This is a genomic window from Methylophilus sp. DMC16 (genome assembly GCF_056314045.1).
Window position 1 is genome coordinate 46,660 of sequence record NZ_JBQUZC010000001.1, and the last position, 20,408, is coordinate 67,067.

Sequence of the window (20,408 nt, forward strand, 5' to 3'; positions counted from 1 at the left end):
AGCGGCCAGTCTCCTGAAGACCGCACACCGGTCGTCATAACCCAACAAAGTGAGTAACGCTGTGGAATTTTTAAAACATAATGTGTTGTTAATCGGACTGGCGGTCGGCTCTGGCCTGGCGCTGATCCTGCCCATGCTGAGCCGTTCTGCGGCGGGGGCAACTGTGCTCTCAGTCACTGAAGCCGTGATGCTGATGAATAGAAAATCTGCCTTGGTACTGGATGTGCGCGAGGCGGACGAATTTGCCCTGGGGCATTTGCAGGGTGCGCGCCATATTCCGCTTGCGCAACTGGCTGACCGCATAAATGAAATTCAAAAATTCAAGGAAAAGCCGGTGTTGCTGGTTTGCCAGCGCGGCAGCCGCGCCAACGCCGCCGCCAAATTGCTCAAGGCACAGGGCTTTACCACGTTGAATGTGCTCAAAGGTGGCATGGCCGCCTGGGTGGAGGCCAAGATGCCAGCCACCAAGTCATCCACTTGAAAGGAATCATGATGGCAAAAGTAGTGATGTATACCTCGGCAGTCTGCCCTTATTGCATCAATGCCGAACGGTTATTGAAAAACAAGGGCGTGACCGAAATTGAAAAAATTCGTGTCGATTTGCAGCCAGAGTTACGGGCCGAAATGATGGAAAAAACCGGCCGCCGTACGGTGCCACAGATTTTTATTGGCGAGCACCATGTTGGCGGCTTTGATGACTTGCATGCCCTGGATGTGCAGGGCGGTCTGGACCCGTTGCTGGCCGCTTGAAGTGACCTGTCCGCTGTCATAAAAAACCCATAGTCAGGCCAGGGATGTCCGGTTAGAATAGCGCCTTTGTGTATTGATAATTTTAAGGACGATTCATGGCTCAGGAACCACAAAACCAAGCGGACCAAAACGCAGCACCGATTTTCAGCATCGAAAAATTGTACGTGCATGATGCTTCTATCGAAGTGCCTAATGCTCCAGCGATTTTCACCGAGCGCACGACGCCACAGATCAATGTAGAGCTGGGCAATACGGCACAACAGGTTGAAGACGGTATTTTCAACGTCTCCATCAAAGTGACTGTGACCGCGAAAATCGAAGATAAAACCGCATTCCTGGTAGAAGTGAACCAATCCGGTATTTTTGCCATCCGCAACGTGCCACAAGAAAACATGGAGCCTATCCTGGCGGTGGCTTGCCCTAACATCTTGTTCCCTTATGCACGCGAAGCCATCTCCGATATGGTTACCCGCGCTGGCTTCATGCCCGTGTTGTTGAACCCGATCAACTTCGAAGCCTTGTACCTGCAGCAGCAGCAGCAAGCTGCGCAAGCGGCTGGCGCTCCTAACTAATTTCGTCTCACTTTGTCAGTCACCGCAGATAGCTCGCGGTGACTGATCAGGATCCATCCAAATGAGTAAAGTTGCCGTTCTTGGTGCAGGTGCCTGGGGTACTGCACTTGCCATGCATATTGCCTTGCAACACGAGGTGGTGTTGTGGGCGCGTAATAGCGGGCACGTTTCTGGCATGCGCAAGGCGCGTGCCAATCCGCTGTATCTGGGCGACTTTGCTTTCCCTGAAAAACTCTCGGTAGAGGATGATCTGGCTGCAGCGATTGATGGCGCCGATTTGATTTTATCCGTGGTGCCTACGGCGGGTTTCCGGCCGATTTTGCAGCAACTCAAAAGTTTGGGCATACAACAGCCCTTGATCTGGGCCAACAAAGGCCTGGAGCCGCAAACGGCAAAACTGCCTTTTGAAGTGGCGCAAGAGGAGTTGGGCGCAGAGTATCCGTGGGGCGTGTTAAGCGGCCCCAGCTTTGCCGCCGAACTGGTGCGAGGCCTGCCAACGGCAATTACTCTGGCTGCCAATCACCGCGAGCTGGCGCAGCAATCGGCACAGCTGATTCATGGCGGCTGCTTGCGCGTCTACGATAGCGTCGACGTGGTCGGCGCTTCGGTGGGTGGGGCGGTTAAAAACGTGATGGCGATTGCCGCCGGTATCTCTGACGGCATGGGCTTTGGTAACAATGCGCGCGCTGCCATGATCACGCGGGGCTTAGCCGAAATCACCCGCTTTGGCATGGCGCTGGGTGCCAAGGCCGAGACCTTTATGGGCTTGGCGGGGGCAGGCGACTTGATTCTGACCTGTACCGGCCAATATTCGCGTAACCGTGAAGTCGGTTTGCAACTGGCTTCTGGCAAATCATTAGAGAGCATTCTGGCGGGATTGGGCCACGTGGCAGAAGGCGTCAACACTGCGCGTGAAGTCATGCGTCGTGCCGAAACCATAGACGTCGAAATGCCCATCACTTTTGAAGTCAATCAACTACTCACCAACCAGAAAACGGCGCAAGCAGCCGTCAGTGCCTTGTTGGGTCGCGGTCAGCGACAAGAGTCCGTCTAGGTTTTTTGCCAGCGGCTTGATCAGCCAAGCACAGTGGCCTGAGCCGCATAGACCCGCACACTTTCCTGCTCATTGGCATCGTTACGTGCCACGAGCGCAATCGCTTCGGTATCAGGGCTCAAATTGACTGGCTGATGCGGCACCCCTGCCGGGATGAAAATAAAGTCGCCCGCTTGATTGATACAGGACTTGCTCAAATTTTCACCATAAAACGTTTGCACTTCACCCTTCAGCAGGTAAATCGCTGTTTCAAAGCCTTGATGGTAATGCGGTTGCGCTTTGGCCGCTGGCGGGATCACCACGATATTCATCGAAATGCCCCTGGCCCCCGCCGTCATTTGAGAGATGCCCACATAATTGGGCAGGTGCTGAATGGTATCTATGCTGTGTTCAGGGCGCACAGTCACGATTTCACCGGTTAAGTTTAATTGAGGATCTTGCATCTGTGGCGCTCGACAATGTGAAAGATTTACAAAGTCTAACAATAGCGCAGGCAGGGAGGCAAGCCGGGAATCGGCGGCCCCATGAAAAAGGGCACCCGACGGGTGCCCTGAATCTGTATTGCCTTGAATCTGTATCAATAAGACTGGTTTATTCTATAGCCAACAACTCAACCTGAAACACCAGCGTCGCATCCGGGCCAATCACAGGGCTGCTGCCGTTTGCGCCATACGCCAGGTGCGATGGAATGGTCAGCTCAAACTTGCTACCTACGTTCATCAACTGCAAGCCTTCTACCCAGCCTGCAATCACGCCAGTCACTGGAAACACAATCGGTTCGCCGCGTTGATAAGAGCTATCAAACACCGTGCCGTCCGTCAGTGTGCCGTGGTAGTGGACTTTGACACGGTCGCTGGTGGTAGGCTTCGCGCCATTGCCTGCGACCAGTTGTTTATACTGCAAGCCACTCGCTGTCGTGGTTACGCCTTCTTTTTTCGCATTGTCTGCCAGATAGGCTTCGCCTGCCGCCTTGTTTTTCGCGTGGGCAGCCATCTGTCTGGCCTGGCTCTCTTGTTGTACTTGTTCCACTGTGCTGCGTTTTTCGTCGTCGGTCATGCGTGAAGCATTGCCGGCCATCACATCGCTCACTGCCAGCGCCACGGCCGCAGCATCCAGCTCCAGGCCGTCATTTTGCAATTGGTGAGCCATATTTTCGCCGACGATATAGCTCAGGCGTTGAGTGAGGGTGTTTAGAGTAGTCATATGAATTCTTTCGTGAGATGAGTATGCCGCGCATATGCGCCGCGCCATTCGCCATTATGGCGGAGAATGACAGATAAAACAAAACCCGCAGAAGCGGGTTTTGTTTGTGCGAATGCTTGTTAGGGCATTTCAACTTCAATGCCAAGGTGAGGCTAGGCGTTGAAACATTTACGACGCAGACAGTACATGAAGTACGGCAAGGACTAAATGTCAAAACTAACGACGCATCACCGATGCAGGGAAGATTGAAATGACATCATGCCGCGCCACTGTTTTGTATGGTCGGCAATGATGTCATCCAAGCAAAGGCTACATCATACCGCCCATGCCACCCATACCGCCCATATCACCACCCATCGCTGGTGCATCTTCTTTAGGCAATTCAGCCACCATGCAGTCAGTGGTCAGCATCAGGCCAGCCACAGAAGCCGCGTGTTGCAAGGCAGAGCGGGTCACTTTAGTTGGATCCAGTACGCCCATCTCAACCATGTCGCCATAGGTTTCGTTGGCTGCGTTGTAACCGTAGTTGCCTTTACCGGCAGCCACGTTGTTCACCACGACTGATGGTTCAACGCCAGCGTTCTGTGTGATCTGACGCAGTGGCTCTTCAACCGCACGCAGAACGATCTTGATGCCTGCTTCTTGATCCAGGTTGTCACCTTTCACTTTGGCAATCGCTTCGCGGGCACGAATCAATGCCACGCCACCGCCTGCCACAATGCCTTCTTCAACCGCAGCACGGGTCGCGTGCAATGCATCTTCCACGCGGGCTTTTTTCTCTTTCATTTCGATTTCAGTCGTCGCGCCAACCTTGATCACGGCAACACCGCCAGCTAGTTTGGCCACGCGCTCTTGCAGTTTTTCACGGTCGTAGTCGCTAGAAGCTTCTTCGATTTGTGTTTTGATTTGAGTGATACGGGCCTTGATCGCTTCTTCGTTGCCAGCACCGTCAATGATGATGGTGTTTTCTTTGCCCACTTCGATACGTTTGGCTTGACCCAGATCGTGCAGTTGTACGGCTTCCAGTTTCAGGCCCACTTCTTCAGAGATCACAGTACCGCCAGTCAGAATCGCGATGTCTTCCAACATGGCTTTACGACGGTCACCAAAGCCTGGGGCTTTAACTGCAGTCGTTTTCAAGATGCCGCGGATGTTGTTCACTACCAGGGTTGCCAGCGCTTCGCCATCGACATCTTCAGCGATGATCAGCAATGGACGGCCAGCTTTTGCCACTTGTTCCAAGGTTGGCAGCAAGTCACGGATGTTGGAGATTTTTTTGTCGTGCAACAACACGAATGGGTTGTCCAGCAACGCGATTTGACGCTCTGGGTTGTTGATGAAGTATGGAGACAGGTAACCACGGTCAAACTGCATACCTTCAACCACATCCAACTCGTTGCTCAGGCCTGAACCGTCTTCAACAGTGATCACGCCTTCTTTACCCACTTTGTCCATTGCATCCGCAATGATCTGGCCAACAGAGGCGTCAGAGTTAGCAGAGATCGCGCCAACTTGGGCGATTTCTTTGCTGGTAGTACAGGGTTTGGATTGTGCTTTCAGGTCAGCTACAGCAGCTTCAACTGCTTTGTCGATACCGCGCTTCAGGTCCATTGGGTTCATGCCGGCAGCGACAGATTTCATGCCTTCGCGGATAATGGCTTGTGCCAACACAGTCGCAGTCGTTGTACCGTCACCAGCGATGTCATTGGTTTTAGAAGCAACTTCTTTCACCATCTGTGCACCCATGTTTTCGAACTTGTCTTTCAGTTCGATTTCTTTAGCCACAGACACACCATCTTTAGTGATGGTTGGCGCGCCAAAAGAACGCTCCAATACCACGTTACGGCCTTTAGGGCCCAAAGTTACACGAACAGCGTTAGCCAATACGTTAACGCCATTTACCATTTTTTGGCGAACGTCATCACCAAATCTTACGTCTTTAGCTGCCATTTAAATTCTCCTAAATTACAAATGTGTGGGATTGAGTTGCGAGTGATTACTCAACAATCGCCATAATGTCTTCTTCGCGCATCACCAACAGCTCTTCGCCGTTGACTTTCACTGTTTGGCCGGAGTATTTGCCGAACAATACTTTGTCGCCGACTTTCACGTCCAAAGCGATAGCCTTGCCGTTGTCATCTTTTTTGCCATTGCCAACTGCCTGAACCACACCTTGGTCTGGTTTCTCTGTTGCACTGTCAGGGATCACAATGCCAGAAGCAGTAGTGCGCTCTTCAGCAGCGCGTTTAACAATTACACGGTCGTGCAACGGACGAATGTTCATGAGATTCTCCTTGGAGTTTTCCTAAAGTGTTATAGGGATAACGTTAAAACTAAAACAATCAAAGCGGTACGCATTTTAGCACTCGCGCACCTTGATTGCTAATTTGGGGCGGGATTTTTTGATTTCAAGGGCTAATACATAAAAATTTTATGGGTTTTTGTCGTTTGTAATTCAACTTGAGATTTTTGCAATTCAAATCTAGAGTGTCATTTCATATTAATCAATAAGTTGCTATCTCCGATAGACGTGAAATAGCATTTCAAAAACGTGGGTAGTTCATAAAGTACAATATGATCATGATTCGCGAGAGTGATACTAGTAGACAGAAACTTGCCCCTGAACTGCTGAATGCCTTATTTACAGCTGCAGAGCACTTTGAACAAATTTGGGATGGCATGCTTAATGATGGCTTCACTGTGGATGAATGTTATTTCAGAATACTTGCAAAGCTAGAGCCGTCAGAACCGGGTTTAATCCCAGCAAAAAAATACTTGATAGAAAACATCAAAGAGTCTTTTACCAACACATACTGGCTTATGCGTACCAGATCTTCCAGCATGAATGGATATCGTTCAATTTATCTGGACTGGCTTGAAGAGCAAAATAAACTGGGAAAGTGGGTGATAGATAACCAAGGTTTTGATATTCAACCGTCATTTATGGCTTTAACACCTCTCTGGTATGGCGGACAAGATCCAACTTTGGAATTAAAAAAAAGTATCAAAGAGAGTATCAAGCTTCAAATTACTCAAGATATTAGTCAGCTAAAAGCTAAGGTTCCTGACTTTTTCAAAGTCCCTTTCGTGCTTACAAAAAAAGACTTTACTAAGTTGTTAGCTAGCCTACTAAGCGATATTGGCTTTACCCTTGTAAAAATCGAAAAAGATCTAAGGGCTATTGTATTTTCTAAACCCTTACCAAAATCTTTGGGATTTATCTCATTATGCTTTGATAAGAAACAATGGACACAACAACATCGATGGGATATTACCGTCGCGATCTCTCAGCAACCAGTCACACAATGGTTTACATGGCGTGGCTATCCGAGTATGCCTATCGCCTTTGACTTAGGTTTGTTTTCTCCGGGATGGCATGATGTTAGCTATTTCTTAGATTTTGAGTCTCGCCAAGATTTTCAAGGAGTGTGGCATCCAATAAGGAATGAAATTGATGATGATAAGAATAAATACGCAGCTCTTTTTATGAGAGATGCGATTAAGAATCTAGACAATTTGATTTCTGAATCTATAGCTGGATAAAAAGCTTTAGAGTGAGTTTTTAAGCGTCCATCTGGCAATATGACATTTCAATCGCACCTATTCTGCAAAGCCACTTTGTTAAACTTTATCGTTCAGCGATAAAAGGCGAGATATCTGGAGTTAAATTGCCAACGATATTTGTAAGCCGCTGGCGCCGTACAACTCATTAATTGCTACTCAACCATTAGTGCAAAGCGTCTAGACAAAACATGAAGTTCGATTGCAACGAGCCATGCGTTTGACAGCTCCTCAGTGGTGAAGGCACCACATCGCTTCAGACATTCCATCGCTTGAATGATGAGATCGGCTAGTACGGCAAGTCCAGAGGCAATTGTTTGAGGTAATGCTAGCATGCCCATGGAGTGAGAATCATGAACAAGCATACTAGCTCGTCCTAGTGAGTAGTTTTTTAGCAGAGCATTGTATTTTCGATGTGTAAACTTCGATAATTGGGCGTAGATACCCTTATTTGCTCGGCCAATTCAACATGGCTACATTAACCATCCTTTTGAGTTCTTCTTGAGTGGCGCCATTGACCGCTTGCACTGACATTCCTTGATGTAGAGTAGCTAAATATTTAGATAAATCAACGGCATTTACGTCAGGCGATAAATCACCTTCCAGTTGTGCCAACTCAAATCGCTCAGTCAACAAGCCCTCATAATGTTTTCTATACTGAATAAGCTGCTCTTTGATGATTTGTGCGCCTTCACCGCATGAAAGGGCACCTTGCACGATCATGCATCCCTTGGGATGTGCTTCACTCGTTAGAAACTCTGCGCTACTTAATAAAAACTTTTCTGCGACTTTGCGCGCTGTTGGCTCTTTCATCACCATCCTCACAAATGAAGCTGGACCGGAGACATACTTAGAAAGCGCTTGCCTAAACAATTCTTCCTTATTGCCAAACGCAGCATACAAACTTGGCTTATTCACACCGAGCGTGGAGGTTAACTCGGCCATTGAGGCGCCTTCATAGCCCCTTTCCCAAAACACTTTCAAAGCCTTGTCCAGGATCACCTCGTTATCAAACATTTTGGGGCGACCTCGTGTCTTTTTTAACTCTTCAGTCATCTCAATTTTCTTCACTTAAGTAATTTATACCAATTGTTACAAAAAATTGTTGACAGAGCAAATTTTGTTGCATAGTATTTATGTACCGATTGGTATTTTATATGTGCATAACTGTTAAACCGTAAAGAGGTAGAAAAATGAATGCAGTGAATAAACTTGGGACAGCATTGATCACAGGTGCATCAACTGGGATTGGGGCTGTGTATGCAGACCGACTAGCAAAGCGAGGTTATGACTTGATTTTGGTGGCACGTGATCAAGCAAAGCTGCAAAAAGTAGCAGATGGTATTAAGAGTGCATCTGGAAGTCAGGTAGAAATCATGCCGGCCGACCTGACCCTCAAGGCTGATTTATTAAAAGTCGAAACACGCTTACGGGAAGATAGCAGTATTACCCTGCTGGTGAATAACGCAGGTGGTGGTGCGTCTACGACGTTGGTTGAGTCTGATATGGATGCGATGGAGACCATGATCCAATTGAACATCACCGCGCTCACACGACTCTCCGGCGCAGCTGCCAAACGATTTTTTGCTGAAGGCAAAGGTGCCATCATCAATGTTGCCTCAGTGCTTGCCTATATTCCTGAAATGTTCAATGGCGTTTACAACGCAACTAAGTCTTATGTGGTGATGTTTAGCCAATCCATGCAGCATGAACTTGGTGACAAAGGGGTGCGCATTCAGGTGGTGTTGCCAGGCGCGACCGATACGCCGTTTCTGGACAAAGTGAATATGCCAGCAAGTCACTTGCCGCCTGAAATGGTGATGAAAACTGATGATCTGGTAGATGCCGCCCTTAGAGGATTTGATTTGGGCGAGGTGATCACTATTCCATCTTTGCCAAACATTGAGGATTGGCAAGCATTTGAAGCGGCAAGAAAAGCATTGGGGCCGCATTTGTCATTAGCTAAACCAGCGAATCGCTACCTGAGCTAATCACCGCGGGCTAAACATCTATTTGACTGAACAGGAGATATTCGTGAATAAAATTTTAAAATCATTGTTACTTATCGCCACTACCTTATCCATCATAGAGTCAGGCACGGCCTTGGCTGCAGATAAACTGGAGACAGCGGCCACAAAATTTGTCGAAGCCAATGGCATTAAATTCTCTTACCGCACTTTAGGCCCTAAATCAGGTACTCCATTAGTGCTCCTTCAGCACTTCACTGGCAATATGGATGCCTGGGATCCGGCAGTAGTGAATGCCTTGGCCAAGAATCGTCCAGTGGTTGTATTCAATAACAGAGGCGTTGGTGCTACGAATGGAGTGGTTGCCGACAACATCGCACAAATGACCACAGATGCTTATGCGTTTATTCAAGCTCTGGGCTATAAGCAAGTGGATGTGTTGGGGTTTTCGATGGGTGGGTTTGTTGCTCAAGAACTTGCTGCGCAACATCCAGAACTGGTTCGAAAAGTGATTCTCGCCGGGACTACCCATCAAGGCGGTGGCAATCATCTGATGAAAGTGTTGGGTGAGGCTTTTTCAAGAGCCAATGCACCAGATCCTCGCGACTATCTGTTCTTCTCTCAAAGTGATGCAGGGAAGCAAGCCGCCGCTGCATTTTTGTCTCGCGTGTATGCCAGAAAAGAAGGGCGTGACCCTGAAAGTGGCAAGGAGATTGCAGATGCACATGGCAAGGCCTTAATTGTATGGACGAGCACACCTGATCCTGAATTCAAAACGTTAAAAGCCATTCAACAACCGGTTTTGGTGGTGACGGGTAGCAATGACACCATGTTACCAACCGAGGGTTCGATTACCCTATATAAGCAGCTTAAAAATGCGCAATTGCTGTTATATCCAGACTCCAATCACGGTTCGATTTTTCAGTACCATGATTCGTTTGTAAACACAGCTGAGTTCTTTCTGAGTCACTAAGCGAACACTGGCCGCAACGAGTCTAGGCGGTGTGGCCAGTATTCCTAATACGCCTAAGTCAAATCAGAGAATGTCATGAACTTAAACATACAGCAGTTAGTGTCAGCAAATAAAGCAATCCCGGTAGCCTGGCGGGTATTCGCAATCGCCAGTATTGCAATTTTTATGTCCTCCCTGGATACGACGATTCTGTATGCTGGGTTCAATAATATTCTCAGTAGCTTTCCGGACTCTACTGCCGCTGATCTATCCTGGGCGATGAGCGGCTACTCTATTGTCTATGCTGCCATGCTGATTCCGGCGGGTGGTATTGCAGATAAATTTGGGCGTAAAAAAATATTCACACTAGGCACCTTGTTATTTATCAGCGCCTCATTTGCATGCGGCGCCGCCCCAAGTGTCTCATGGCTTATTGTCGCCAGAGTTTTTCAATCTATCGGCGCTTGTCTGCTGACCCCATCTGCATTGGCGCTGGTATTAGAAGCGTTTCCTCGCGAGAGGCGGTCAGTCATCATGGGCGCTTGGGGCGCTGTTGGTGCTTTGGCCGCGGCATTAGGTCCGGGGATTGGTTCCTGGATTATTGATGTAGGTGGCTGGCAGTGGGCATTTTTTATCAACATCCCGATTGGATTATTTTGCATATGGCAAAGCTTAACTGTATTGCATGAGTCGGTTCAGCCAAGAGCGCATATGCGGCTTGATCTCGTCGGCATGTTGCAGTTGGTCGTCGGTGTCGGAGCGATTGCGTTTGCGATTGTTGAGATGAAGTCACCTGCTTGGAATCCCTATGAGTTAACAGCCATTCTGATGTTAGGTTTGGTGTTGCTGGCAAGTTATATTCCTTGGGCGAAGTTTTACCCAGAACCATTGTTTGACCTCAGCTTGTTTAAAAACAAAACCTTTTTATTTGCAAACCTGGCAGGCATCACTTTCGGGATTGCGTTTTCCATCATGTTTTTTTCATTCTTTTTTTGGATGCAGAATATATGGCATTTAAGCCAGTCTTTAGCCGGTGCGTCTGTCATGCCAGGGCCACTGATGGTTGTTCCTACCGCATTGGTTGCAGGGAAAATAGCCTCCAAAGTGGGACATCGTCCTTTGCTTATCACAGGCACCATGACCTACGCCCTCAGTGGACTGTGGTTTTTAATAGTCCCCGATACCACCCCTAATTATCTGGCTACATGGCTACCGGGTTTACTATTAAGCGGCATCTCTGTTGGCTTGGTCATGCCCTCTTTATCCGCTGCCGCCATGTTTGGTTTGCCGCAAAAAGACTATGCCGTTGGTTCTGCCATCAATCACGCTGCCCGCCAAATTGGCACGGTGATAGGTGTGTCCATCACCGTGTTATTCCTTGGTAAAGCACTGCTCAAGCCGGGTGACTTTATCCCAACGTACAGCATACATATTGCATTGGCGCTCATCACGGCCATGTTATGTATCCCGATCAATACCCACCCAAAACAACTTGCCAATTTAACTCAATAGGCCTTCAGGGAAATTTATGATGAAACGTATTGTGATTACTGGGATGGGCGCAGTCAGTCCGCTTGGAACAGGCGTTGACTTGGCATGGAAACATTTGTTGGAGGGAAAGTCTGGGATCTCTGCGCTCCCTGATGCGTTGGCAGAAGGCAGTCCAGTCAACATCGCCGGTTGGGTTAAGCCATCAGAACTTGATCCGAGCATGGGGCTCAATTTGTCTGAATATCTCGATGCAAAAGAGTTAAGACGCTCTGACAGATTTATTCAATTTGCTCTGATTGCCGCTAACGAGGCCATTCAGCAAGCCCAGTGGCTACCGATGACTGAGATTCAAAAACAACGCACTGCCACCATTGTCGCTTCAGGGGTGGGTGGTTTCCCAGCCATTGCACATGCAGTCCGCACAGGCGAAGCAGTGGGTGTGGGTAAGCTCTCGCCATTTACGATTCCATCATTTTTGGTCAATTTGGCGGCTGCGCAGATAGCACTTAAACACCAATTCCAAGGACCACTCGGTGCTCCGGTTACCGCCTGTGCAGCAGGCGTACAAGCGATTGGCGATGCAGCCAGGATGATTCATGCCAATGAAGCCGATATCGCAATCTGTGGGGGGACAGAAGCTTGTATTGATAAAGTCAGCCTCGGCGGGTTTGCAGCCGCAAAAGCACTGAGTACAAGATACGCGGCAAGCCCTGAGTTAGCCTCAAGACCGTTTGACACACATCGTGATGGGTTTGTGATGGCAGAGGGGGCTGGTATTTTGGTGATTGAGTCCTATGAACACGCCATGGCGAGAGGTGCAAAACCGCTTGCTGAATTAGTGGGATATGGAACCACTTCTGACGCCTACCATATCACCTCCAGCCCCGAGGAGGGTTCCGGTGCTGCCAGGGCAATGATGATTGCCCTTAATCAAGCACACATATCTCCCGAGGCCGTTGACCATATCAATGCGCATGCCACGTCTACCCCCATGGGAGATGCAAGTGAACTGGCAGCCATCAGAACTGTGTTTGGTCAGCGTCATGCCCAACCTGTGATCAGTGCCACAAAGTCTTCCACTGGACATTTGCTGGGCGCAGCGGGCGGTCTAGAAGCCATTTTTACCATTAAAGCAATTGAAGCGCAGTGTTGCCCACCCACAATCAATTTGTACGCGCCAGATGCGCGGGCAACTGGGCTGGCGATTACGACACAAGCTCCCATTCATCGACATCTTGAATATGCCCTTTCGAATGGGTTTGGATTTGGCGGGGTTAATGCATCTGTCATTTTTAAACGTTTTAACGGTTGAGCATGATGGATCAAACCTGGGGGGTGATCACTTAAATATCACTTCACTCGAAATGATAAGTACTAATTAATTTGATAAGGGAGAATGAAATGAGTGATGCACCAACAGATCTTAAATTTAACGGAGAGGAATTTTTTGTCACGCTTAAAGATGGAGAAACGGTTCGAGTCATTAAAACAGGGAGTGGAGAACCGCTGCTTTTAATGCATACGATCAGAACGCAAATTGAGTTGTTTAGCGAGATGATTCCATTTTATGCGAGCAAATTTACCGTCTATGCCATCGATTTGCCTGGCCACGGTCAATCGTCCATCAATAAGAAAATCAACTACGACGAGCCCTATTTGAGAGCCTCTGTGCTTGATTTAATTGATCAGCTGAATTTGACCAATCTCACCTTAATTGGTGAGTCTATTGGCGCGACACTGTCTCTCACGGTCGCTGCACAAATCCCAGATAAGATTAAGCAGGTGATTGCGGTCAATACATACGATTATGAAACGCGTTACGCAGATGGCATCCGGCGTGGCAACTTTATTGCCAACTTCATGATGTGGAATTACTCAATTCCCATCAATGGGGCGATTTTTGCTGCGCTTGAGAATCGATTTTTCTTGAGCCTGGTGATGAATGGCGGCGTCAAAAAAATCAAAAAAATCCCAACCTGGTTAATGACAATGTTTGATAAAACAGGACATCGGCCGGGCTACAGTTTTCTTGGCAGGAACATATTAAAAAACTGGCGCAGTTGGGCGCAGGCCACTGATCAATATCATAAGATCAAAAGCCCTGTAATGCTGATATACGGAGAAAATGACTGGTCAAGACAAGCCGAAAGATATTTGACTTGGAAGAAAGTACCAAACGCAACGCTTGAGACTATCACGGGTTCTGGGCATTTCCTCAGCGTGGATAATCCAGAGGATTTAAAAAAGACCATATCCCAATACTTGGAGGCAAATTAATTAAACCATGTAAAAGTATTTTTCACGTTAAGCCCGACACCACAATCCTTAAGCTACTTTCGGTTCTGGTAATACATTTTCTTAATGTTTGTTTATTGAAATGCGGTTGACCTTCCCATCATGGAAAGCTTTAGACTGGATGAACATTTAACCAAGCAGTTTCCGAGGCCATTAAGTATGTCTGAAAAACAGTTAAGTGATGCTATCCAAGATATCTCCCTTCCTGTCCAAGGCATGACATGTGCTAGCTGTGTCCGCCGTGTTGAAGCAGCGTTAAACAAAGTGCCAGGTGTAAAAAGTGCGTCAGTTAACCTTGTTACTGAGCGTGCAAACATTAAAACATCAGCAGACACTGATCTTTCAGCTTTGATTCAAGCAATTCGTAAGATTGGGTATGAAGTCCCAACATCAAAAATAGAACTAAATGTAATAGGCATGACGTGCGCCTCATGTGTTGGTCGAGTTGAAAAAGCATTGAAATCTGTACCTGGTGTTGCTGAGGCATCAGTCAATTTGGCCACAGAAAGGGCAACCGTTTATGGCTATGTCGAGAAGGCCGATCTGATTTCCGCTATTGAGCGTATTGGTTACGAAGCAAAAGCCATCAATTCTGTCACTCAGTTGCAAGAGGCTGCCTCCAATCAGAAAGAGGTAAAACTTCTTGAGTTGAGAGATGACCTCATTCTCGCTTCAGGATTGACGTTACCGGTTTTTTTGATGGAGATGGGGGCGCACCTGATAACCGCTGTTCATGAATTAATCATGAATACTATAGGGATGCAAAATAGCTGGTACATCCAATTTGCACTAACAACGATAGTATTGGTTTTTCCAGCAAGACGGTTTTACCAAAAGGGAATTCCGGCGCTCCTCAGGTTAACACCTGATATGAACTCACTCGTCGCCGTGGGCACAGCTGCTGCGTTCGCGTACTCAGTGGTAGCGACCTTTGCTGCAGGGCTACTACCCGAGGGAGCGGTCAACGTGTATTACGAGGCGGCTGCAGTTATCGTCGTATTGATCCTATTAGGTCGGTTTTTAGAAGAACGCGCTAAAGGACGTACCTCTGAAGCGATCAAACGCCTCACAAAAATGCAGGTTAAAAAGGCCCATGTCATGAGAGAGGGGCGTTTGTTAGACATCCCTATCAATGAAGTCCTTCTCAATGATGAACTCGAAGTGCGACCCGGCGAGAGAGTGCCGGTAGATGGTCAAATCACCAATGGTAACAGTTTCGTTGATGAATCCATGATTACGGGTGAACCCATTCCTGTGGAAAAGGTTTTGGGTAGTGCTGTAGTCGTCGGTACCATTAATCAAAAGGGTGTCTTCACGGTGCGTGCTACAGCGGTAGGTAGTCAAACCATGTTGGCACAAATTATACGCTTGGTTGAGCAAGCCCAAGGTTCCAAGCTACCGATACAGGCCGTGGTTGATAAAGTGACGATGTGGTTTGTGCCTGCTGTCATGAGTGTAGCATTACTCACCTTTATTTCCTGGATCATTTTTGGACCTACACCGGCATTGACTTTTGCACTGGTGAACGCAGTCGCAGTGTTGATCATTGCATGCCCATGTGCCATGGGATTGGCGACACCCACTTCTATTTTGGTTGGCACTGGGCGCGGGGCTGAGCTAGGTATTTTGTTCAGAAAAGGCGAAGCGCTGCAATTGCTTAAAGATGCCAAAGTCGTTGCCTTGGATAAAACGGGCACACTTACGGAAGGGCGCCCCGTTCTGACCGATTTGGAAATTGCGGAAACATTGGACCGTAACCAGTTACTAGCAAAAATAGGTGCCGTGGAGTCTAAATCCGAACACCCGATAGCGCGGGCAATTGTCACTGCTGCGACTGAGGATGGCCAGTCACTACCGGATTTAATTGAATTTGAAGCGGTGACCGGCATGGGTGTGAGAGCCAAGGTTGCGGATTCACTCGTCGAAGTCGGGGCCGATCGGTTTATGCGTCAGCTGGGGCTTGATGTCAGTATTTTTGCGGAGGCAGCAGAACGATTGGGCAAAGAAGCGAAGTCTCCATTATATGCCGCGATTGATGGCCAGCTGGCGGGCATTATTGCCGTTGCTGACCCCATTAAAACTTCGACACCGGGCGCGGTTGCAGCGCTTCACCAGCTTGGGCTCAAAGTGGCGATGATTACTGGTGATAATGCCAAAACCGCACACGCAATCGCCCAGCAGCTTGGGATTGATATAGTGATTGCCGAGGTGATGCCAGAAGGTAAAGTAGCAGCCATCCGGCGTTTAAAAGCGACGTATGGGCAGGTTGCATTTGTCGGAGACGGTATTAATGATGCGCCGGCACTGGCAGAGGCGGATGTCGGCTTGGCAATCGGTACAGGTACGGATGTAGCCATAGAGTCTGGAGATGTCGTTCTGATGTCTGGTAATTTGCTAGGGGTGCCGAATGCGATTGCCCTATCCAAAGCAACGATAGGCAATATTCATCAAAACCTGTTTTGGGCATTTGCCTACAACACCGCCTTGATTCCGGTTGCTGCTGGCGCACTTTACCCTGTATGGGGACTGTTGCTTTCACCCATCTTTGCAGCGGGTGCGATGGCCTTGTCCAGTATATTTGTTTTAGGGAATGCCTTGCGCTTACGTACATTCATTCCGCCCATGATCGAATCGTCAACACATTGACTTAAATCGCTTTACCTTGCCATTATTGGAAGCTTTATTCTAATGATGACGACCAATCATTGCCGAAGGAGTGGATGATGAAATTTCATATTGAGAATATGACTTGTGGTGGATGTGCAAGAGGTGTCACAAGTGCCATTAAAGCCGTTGATCCGGCAGCAAGCATTGCAGCCGACCCTCCAACCAGAACAGTCAATGTTGAAACCATGGTTGCAAGAGACGAGATCGTTTCCGCTTTGATAAATGCAGGTTTTTCACCTGCGAGTGAATAATTCACTCTGCCTGCTGAGCTAGATCAGCAGGCTTTTTTACCTATTATTTGGACATAAGCAATGAGTCTATTTAACATCGGGCAAGCTGCCAGGGCGTCTGGCATATCGACCAAAATGATCCGGCATTACGAAAGTGTTGGCTTGTTGCCTGCGGCATCAAGAACCTTTTCTGGATATCGTCAATATTCTGAAAAAGATATCCATACGCTAAGCTTTATTAGACACTCCCGTGATTTAGGTTTTTCTATCAAGCAAATTGAGGAATTATTAAGCCTATGGCAAGATCCGCTTCGGCCAAGTAGTAAAGTGAAAGAATTGGCAAACGCCCATGTTGAAGCCTTAAACCAAAAGATTCAAAGCCTGGTGTCGATTAAGTCGGAGCTAGAAAAGCTTGTTCATTGTTGCCATGGAGATGATCGCCCAGAATGTCCGATCCTGGAGCAACTTGCGCTAAATCAAGAAATCCACCCATAGGGTATTTCCGTCACAAGAAATTTAAGTATGTCACTGAATCATTTTTAATTTAGGGTTATCATAAGCTCATCGTGAGAAAGCTAATTAAGATTTTCACTATTTGGCTCATTGCAATCATTCTACCGGTGCAGGGATTTGCAGCGGTCAGCATGATCAATTGTGAGAAGCCACAAAGCCAGCACATCCATGAAAGTGTCAGTGGGCATAGCCATGAACACCACGAGGGGGCTGCAGATAGTCATGCTCACAAACATCCAGATGATACTAAACACGCTTGTAACCATTGTTCCAAATGTTCAGTCTGTTGCTCAGGCTTCGCCTTTGCGGCTTCGAGTGATTATCTCAAGCATCATTTGATCGTTGCAGGTACGGCAATCGGTTTTATCGTCCCAGATTTCACGAGTCATATATCCACCGGTCCTGAGCGACCTCCGCGCTTTACCCTCATTTAGTACATTGGCTAAAGTCCTATCAGGTCTTTGGCTAGCACATTTATGCTTTTGCATGCTCGCGGCAGGCGAAAGAATGTATTTCCAATGGATATTGGGAATTCTAAATGAGAGGTTTATATGAAATTTACTACCCTAGAGAGCGTCAGGCTTGCCTCTTTCTATCAATACTTATTCTTTATTGCGATGACATTAGGATTGGGTATTGGTGCATCATTTGCGGAAGAAAGCTCTGCGCCATACCAGTCCACCTTTGATGATTACAAGCCGACAAATAATGACCATCAAACAGATTGGAAATCGCTAGATTCTTCGATTGCAGACCAAGGCCATCAAATGCCGGGGATGCAGCACTCCTCGGATCAACCAATGCATCATGAAGCGATGGGACATCGTATGTCTCATGGCGATAAGCATGCTTTACATGACTCAAAGTCTCAGATGCCACCCATGGATCAGGGCAATATGAAAGGCATGGACCATAACAGCATGCCGGTGATGGACCATAGCAAAATGCATGACATGAATAATCAGGCTGAGGACATGGGCCACAGCATGGCAAGCATGGATCACAAATCATCTTCATCTGAAATGTCGGCACACACTCACGACCATGGAATGATGAACCATGCAGGAAGTGAAGGTGAAAAGGCTGTATCCATAACCCATGAGCATGGAAATTCGGAGGGTGTGCTTGCGGAAGATGATCACTCAAGCCATATCCATGAGGCTTCAGAAGCCCTTAAATCAGAAATGCCCTCAGAACACACCGGTTTCCAAATTATTCCAAATTTGCATCCGGCAGTCGTACATTTTCCAATTGCGTTGACGATGGTGGCATTTATTTTAGGCCTAGCTGCTCGGTTGCGCCGCCAATCTGCATCATCCACTTCATTGGCCGCCACAGGATATTACGTATTGATACTAGCTGCTGTGAGTGCTGTGACTGCCGTTGGTTTTGGTTGGCTGGCATTCAACTCAACCATGAATCACGATGATGCCGGCCATGCTGCCATGTTGTTGCATCGAGCCTGGGCAATCCCTACTGCTGTTGGATTAGTGCTCGTTGCAATCTGGAATTCGTCGAAATCGCGTCAGGACAGCCCGATGTCAATGCCAGTATTAGTTTGCCTGGCAGGACTATCCATGGCTGTCGCGATAACGGCATGGCTGGGTGGCGAAGTGGTCTATCGCCATGGCATTGGTGTTCTATCTTTGCCTGCATCTGGTGGCCATTATCATGCGGGACACCACCATGGTGAAGCAAGTGAATCAGCAATACCGGCTCAGGACAGTCATTCAGATCATCAACATGCATCCTCTGAAGGAGATTCACATGAGCACTAATATTGGAAATCTCAGAGCACGCAGCGCCATTCTTGTTGCGGTAAGCCTGTTATTAGGTGGGTGCGCGTCCTTCTCCAAAGATGGCGGCATGAATGAGGTACAAAAACAAACTCAACCCCACCTGAAGCAAGCGTATGAATGGGCTAAGACAGAAGCGTCTACAAAGTCCCTACAGGACAAGACTCAGGCATTACTTGCACAACCCCTGGATGTAGAGGGCGCAGTACAGGTGGCGCTTTATAACAATAAAGGCCTACAAGCTTCATTCTACGAGCTGGGCATCTCAGAAGCTGATCTTGTACAGGCAGGCCGATTGCCTAATCCACGTTTCTCTATGCTTTATGCGCGTGATGGTGGTGAGTATAAGATCGAGCAGGCATTCACGTTCAACGTCTTCTCATTGATCACCATGCCTAAAGCGGTAGAAGTTGAAAAAAGACGTTTTGCGCAGACACAAGCATCTACCGCCATTGAAGTCCTAAAACTCGCCTATCAGACACGTACCGCTTATTTTAATGCGGTTGCCGCTACGGAATTGGCTAAATATAGCGCACAAGTGAAAGAGTCTGCAGAAGCCAGTGCTGAGTTGGCTAAACGACTGCATGAAACCGGCAACTGGAATCGCTTGGAGCAGTCACGTGAGCAAAGCTTCTATGCCGATGCCGCACTTGAATATGCTAATGCAAAGAATGCTGAAGTTAGGGCATATGAGGCTTTGGCCAGGCAATTAGGTGTGAAAGCGTCACAACTCACAATCCAACCTCGGTTACCTGATCTGCCTAAGTCTCTTTCAGAGTTACAGGCCTTTGAACAAAATGCCTATGAACAACGATTGGACCTGCTGGTTAAGCGCTCTGAAATGGACGCTTTGGCTAAGCAGCTAGGACTCACCAAAACCACACGATTCATCAATGTGATTGAGTTAGGCCCGGCACGAGTATTGGAGGGCAGAAGAAGTGAGCCTTATAAGAAAGGTATCGATATCGCTTTCGAGATACCGTTGTTTGACTGGGGCCAGGCCAAGGTGCCACGGGCGGAGTCAATTTACATGCAGTCGGTACAGGAAACTGCTCAGTTGGTGACCAATGCGCAATCTGAGATACGAGAACGGTATAACACCTATCGCACCAAACATGATGTCACTCGTCACATTCGCGATGAGATTGTGCCATTACGCAAACGCATATTGTACGAGGATCAACTGCGCTATAACGGCATGCTCACAAGCCCATTTGAATTATTTGGCGATGCCAGAGCGCAAGTACAAAGCGTAAAAGGCTATATCGAATCATTACGCGACTTTTGGTTAGCTGATGCAGAATTGCAAGCTACTTTAGTCGCCAGTCCTCGTTTGATGGAAGGTCAATAAGATGAC

The 20,408-nt window shown here is 47.8% G+C and carries 20 protein-coding genes; 15 read left to right on the forward strand and 5 right to left on the reverse strand.

Going from position 1 to position 20,408, the window contains the following annotated elements; all coding sequences use genetic code 11:
- Positions 1-61: 61 nt before the first annotated feature.
- From ACT53D_RS00215 to ACT53D_RS00230, 4 genes are all read left to right on the forward strand, one after another.
- Entirely contained in the window at positions 62-481 is a 420-nt protein-coding gene (locus ACT53D_RS00215) for a rhodanese-like domain-containing protein (protein ID WP_275356179.1), read from the forward strand.
- An 11-nt stretch (positions 482-492) separates the two neighbouring features.
- Positions 493-750: a glutaredoxin 3 gene (gene grxC, locus ACT53D_RS00220; RefSeq protein WP_194748569.1), complete on the forward strand. Its 258-nt coding sequence runs from the start codon at positions 493-495 to the stop codon at positions 748-750.
- Between the two features lie 95 nt (positions 751-845).
- Positions 846-1,322, forward strand: a complete 477-nt coding sequence (gene secB, locus ACT53D_RS00225) for a protein-export chaperone SecB (protein ID WP_194748568.1) — start codon at positions 846-848, stop codon at positions 1,320-1,322.
- 61 nt (positions 1,323-1,383) lie between these two features.
- The gene (locus ACT53D_RS00230) at positions 1,384-2,376 is read left to right on the forward strand and encodes an NAD(P)H-dependent glycerol-3-phosphate dehydrogenase (RefSeq protein ID WP_275356178.1); all 993 of its coding nucleotides are present in this window, start codon (positions 1,384-1,386) and stop codon (positions 2,374-2,376) included.
- Between the two features lie 20 nt (positions 2,377-2,396).
- Here ACT53D_RS00230 and ACT53D_RS00235 read toward each other — a convergent pair whose 3' ends face one another.
- The 4 genes from ACT53D_RS00235 to ACT53D_RS00250 form a co-directional block, all read right to left on the reverse strand.
- Complete coding sequence (locus ACT53D_RS00235) at positions 2,397-2,819, reverse strand: cupin domain-containing protein (RefSeq protein ID WP_275356177.1); 423 nt, start codon at positions 2,817-2,819, stop codon at positions 2,397-2,399.
- Positions 2,820-2,967: 148 nt separating this feature from the next.
- On the reverse strand, positions 2,968-3,579 hold the full coding sequence (locus ACT53D_RS00240) for an FKBP-type peptidyl-prolyl cis-trans isomerase (RefSeq protein WP_476153905.1): 612 nt from the start codon (positions 3,577-3,579) through the stop codon (positions 2,968-2,970).
- 309 nt (positions 3,580-3,888) lie between these two features.
- Positions 3,889-5,529, reverse strand: coding sequence for a chaperonin GroEL (groL, locus tag ACT53D_RS00245; RefSeq protein ID WP_194748563.1), 1,641 nt, complete (start codon positions 5,527-5,529; stop codon positions 3,889-3,891).
- Positions 5,530-5,575: 46 nt separating this feature from the next.
- The gene (locus tag ACT53D_RS00250; protein WP_194748562.1) at positions 5,576-5,863 is read right to left on the reverse strand and encodes a co-chaperone GroES; all 288 of its coding nucleotides are present in this window, start codon (positions 5,861-5,863) and stop codon (positions 5,576-5,578) included.
- Between the two features lie 290 nt (positions 5,864-6,153).
- On the opposite strand from ACT53D_RS00250, the gene ACT53D_RS00255 reads away from it, so the two are divergent.
- Positions 6,154-7,122 (forward strand): hypothetical protein, encoded by a 969-nt coding sequence (locus ACT53D_RS00255; RefSeq protein WP_476153907.1) that lies wholly within the window; start codon positions 6,154-6,156, stop codon positions 7,120-7,122.
- 465 nt (positions 7,123-7,587) lie between these two features.
- On the opposite strand, the gene ACT53D_RS00260 is transcribed toward ACT53D_RS00255, so the two are convergent.
- On the reverse strand, positions 7,588-8,196 hold the full coding sequence (locus tag ACT53D_RS00260; protein ID WP_275356174.1) for a TetR/AcrR family transcriptional regulator: 609 nt from the start codon (positions 8,194-8,196) through the stop codon (positions 7,588-7,590).
- 137 nt (positions 8,197-8,333) lie between these two features.
- On the opposite strand from ACT53D_RS00260, the gene ACT53D_RS00265 reads away from it, so the two are divergent.
- The 10 genes from ACT53D_RS00265 to ACT53D_RS00310 all read left to right on the forward strand — a co-directional run bounded on the left by ACT53D_RS00265 (position 8,334) and on the right by ACT53D_RS00310 (position 20,402).
- On the forward strand, positions 8,334-9,131 hold the full coding sequence (locus tag ACT53D_RS00265; protein WP_476153909.1) for an SDR family NAD(P)-dependent oxidoreductase: 798 nt from the start codon (positions 8,334-8,336) through the stop codon (positions 9,129-9,131).
- A 43-nt stretch (positions 9,132-9,174) separates the two neighbouring features.
- Complete coding sequence (locus tag ACT53D_RS00270; protein WP_476153911.1) at positions 9,175-10,080, forward strand: alpha/beta fold hydrolase; 906 nt, start codon at positions 9,175-9,177, stop codon at positions 10,078-10,080.
- 75 nt (positions 10,081-10,155) lie between these two features.
- On the forward strand, positions 10,156-11,571 hold the full coding sequence (locus ACT53D_RS00275; protein ID WP_476153913.1) for a DHA2 family efflux MFS transporter permease subunit: 1,416 nt from the start codon (positions 10,156-10,158) through the stop codon (positions 11,569-11,571).
- A 16-nt stretch (positions 11,572-11,587) separates the two neighbouring features.
- A complete protein-coding gene (gene fabF / locus ACT53D_RS00280) occupies positions 11,588-12,862 on the forward strand; it encodes a beta-ketoacyl-ACP synthase II (protein WP_228518820.1) in 1,275 nt (424 codons plus the stop codon).
- A gap of 89 nt (positions 12,863-12,951) precedes the next feature.
- Positions 12,952-13,827, forward strand: a complete 876-nt coding sequence (locus tag ACT53D_RS00285) for an alpha/beta fold hydrolase (RefSeq protein WP_476153915.1) — start codon at positions 12,952-12,954, stop codon at positions 13,825-13,827.
- A 177-nt stretch (positions 13,828-14,004) separates the two neighbouring features.
- Complete coding sequence (locus ACT53D_RS00290) at positions 14,005-16,491, forward strand: heavy metal translocating P-type ATPase (RefSeq protein WP_476153917.1); 2,487 nt, start codon at positions 14,005-14,007, stop codon at positions 16,489-16,491.
- A 77-nt stretch (positions 16,492-16,568) separates the two neighbouring features.
- Positions 16,569-16,763, forward strand: a complete 195-nt coding sequence (locus ACT53D_RS00295; RefSeq protein ID WP_343223966.1) for a heavy-metal-associated domain-containing protein — start codon at positions 16,569-16,571, stop codon at positions 16,761-16,763.
- 60 nt (positions 16,764-16,823) lie between these two features.
- Positions 16,824-17,237, forward strand: coding sequence for a Cu(I)-responsive transcriptional regulator (gene cueR, locus ACT53D_RS00300; protein WP_275356166.1), 414 nt, complete (start codon positions 16,824-16,826; stop codon positions 17,235-17,237).
- 569 nt (positions 17,238-17,806) lie between these two features.
- Complete coding sequence (locus ACT53D_RS00305) at positions 17,807-19,033, forward strand: DUF2231 domain-containing protein (RefSeq protein WP_476153920.1); 1,227 nt, start codon at positions 17,807-17,809, stop codon at positions 19,031-19,033.
- Positions 19,023-20,402, forward strand: a complete 1,380-nt coding sequence (locus ACT53D_RS00310; RefSeq protein WP_476153922.1) for a TolC family protein — start codon at positions 19,023-19,025, stop codon at positions 20,400-20,402. Before ACT53D_RS00305 ends, ACT53D_RS00310 begins: the two co-directional genes overlap by 11 nt.
- Positions 20,403-20,408 lie beyond the last annotated feature (6 nt).

What these genes read in the sequence shown, in the direction of transcription:
- ACT53D_RS00265 (WP_476153909.1), top strand. Translation starts at nt 8,334, where the DNA reads ATGAATGCAGTGAATAAACTTGGGACAGCATTGATCACAGGTGCATCA.
- ACT53D_RS00255 (WP_476153907.1), top strand. Translation starts at nt 6,154, where the DNA reads ATGATCATGATTCGCGAGAGTGATACTAGTAGACAGAAACTTGCCCCT.
- ACT53D_RS00275 (WP_476153913.1), top strand. Translation starts at nt 10,156, where the DNA reads ATGAACTTAAACATACAGCAGTTAGTGTCAGCAAATAAAGCAATCCCG.
- secB (WP_194748568.1), top strand. Translation starts at nt 846, where the DNA reads ATGGCTCAGGAACCACAAAACCAAGCGGACCAAAACGCAGCACCGATT.
- ACT53D_RS00250 (WP_194748562.1), bottom strand. Translation starts at nt 5,863, where the DNA reads ATGAACATTCGTCCGTTGCACGACCGTGTAATTGTTAAACGCGCTGCT.
- ACT53D_RS00230 (WP_275356178.1), top strand. Translation starts at nt 1,384, where the DNA reads ATGAGTAAAGTTGCCGTTCTTGGTGCAGGTGCCTGGGGTACTGCACTT.
- cueR (WP_275356166.1), top strand. Translation starts at nt 16,824, where the DNA reads ATGAGTCTATTTAACATCGGGCAAGCTGCCAGGGCGTCTGGCATATCG.
- ACT53D_RS00285 (WP_476153915.1), top strand. Translation starts at nt 12,952, where the DNA reads ATGAGTGATGCACCAACAGATCTTAAATTTAACGGAGAGGAATTTTTT.
- fabF (WP_228518820.1), top strand. Translation starts at nt 11,588, where the DNA reads ATGATGAAACGTATTGTGATTACTGGGATGGGCGCAGTCAGTCCGCTT.
- ACT53D_RS00235 (WP_275356177.1), bottom strand. Translation starts at nt 2,819, where the DNA reads ATGCAAGATCCTCAATTAAACTTAACCGGTGAAATCGTGACTGTGCGC.
- ACT53D_RS00240 (WP_476153905.1), bottom strand. Translation starts at nt 3,579, where the DNA reads ATGACTACTCTAAACACCCTCACTCAACGCCTGAGCTATATCGTCGGC.
- ACT53D_RS00305 (WP_476153920.1), top strand. Translation starts at nt 17,807, where the DNA reads ATGAAATTTACTACCCTAGAGAGCGTCAGGCTTGCCTCTTTCTATCAA.
- groL (WP_194748563.1), bottom strand. Translation starts at nt 5,529, where the DNA reads ATGGCAGCTAAAGACGTAAGATTTGGTGATGACGTTCGCCAAAAAATG.
- ACT53D_RS00310 (WP_476153922.1), top strand. Translation starts at nt 19,023, where the DNA reads ATGAGCACTAATATTGGAAATCTCAGAGCACGCAGCGCCATTCTTGTT.
- ACT53D_RS00295 (WP_343223966.1), top strand. Translation starts at nt 16,569, where the DNA reads ATGAAATTTCATATTGAGAATATGACTTGTGGTGGATGTGCAAGAGGT.
- grxC (WP_194748569.1), top strand. Translation starts at nt 493, where the DNA reads ATGGCAAAAGTAGTGATGTATACCTCGGCAGTCTGCCCTTATTGCATC.
- ACT53D_RS00260 (WP_275356174.1), bottom strand. Translation starts at nt 8,196, where the DNA reads ATGACTGAAGAGTTAAAAAAGACACGAGGTCGCCCCAAAATGTTTGAT.
- ACT53D_RS00290 (WP_476153917.1), top strand. Translation starts at nt 14,005, where the DNA reads ATGTCTGAAAAACAGTTAAGTGATGCTATCCAAGATATCTCCCTTCCT.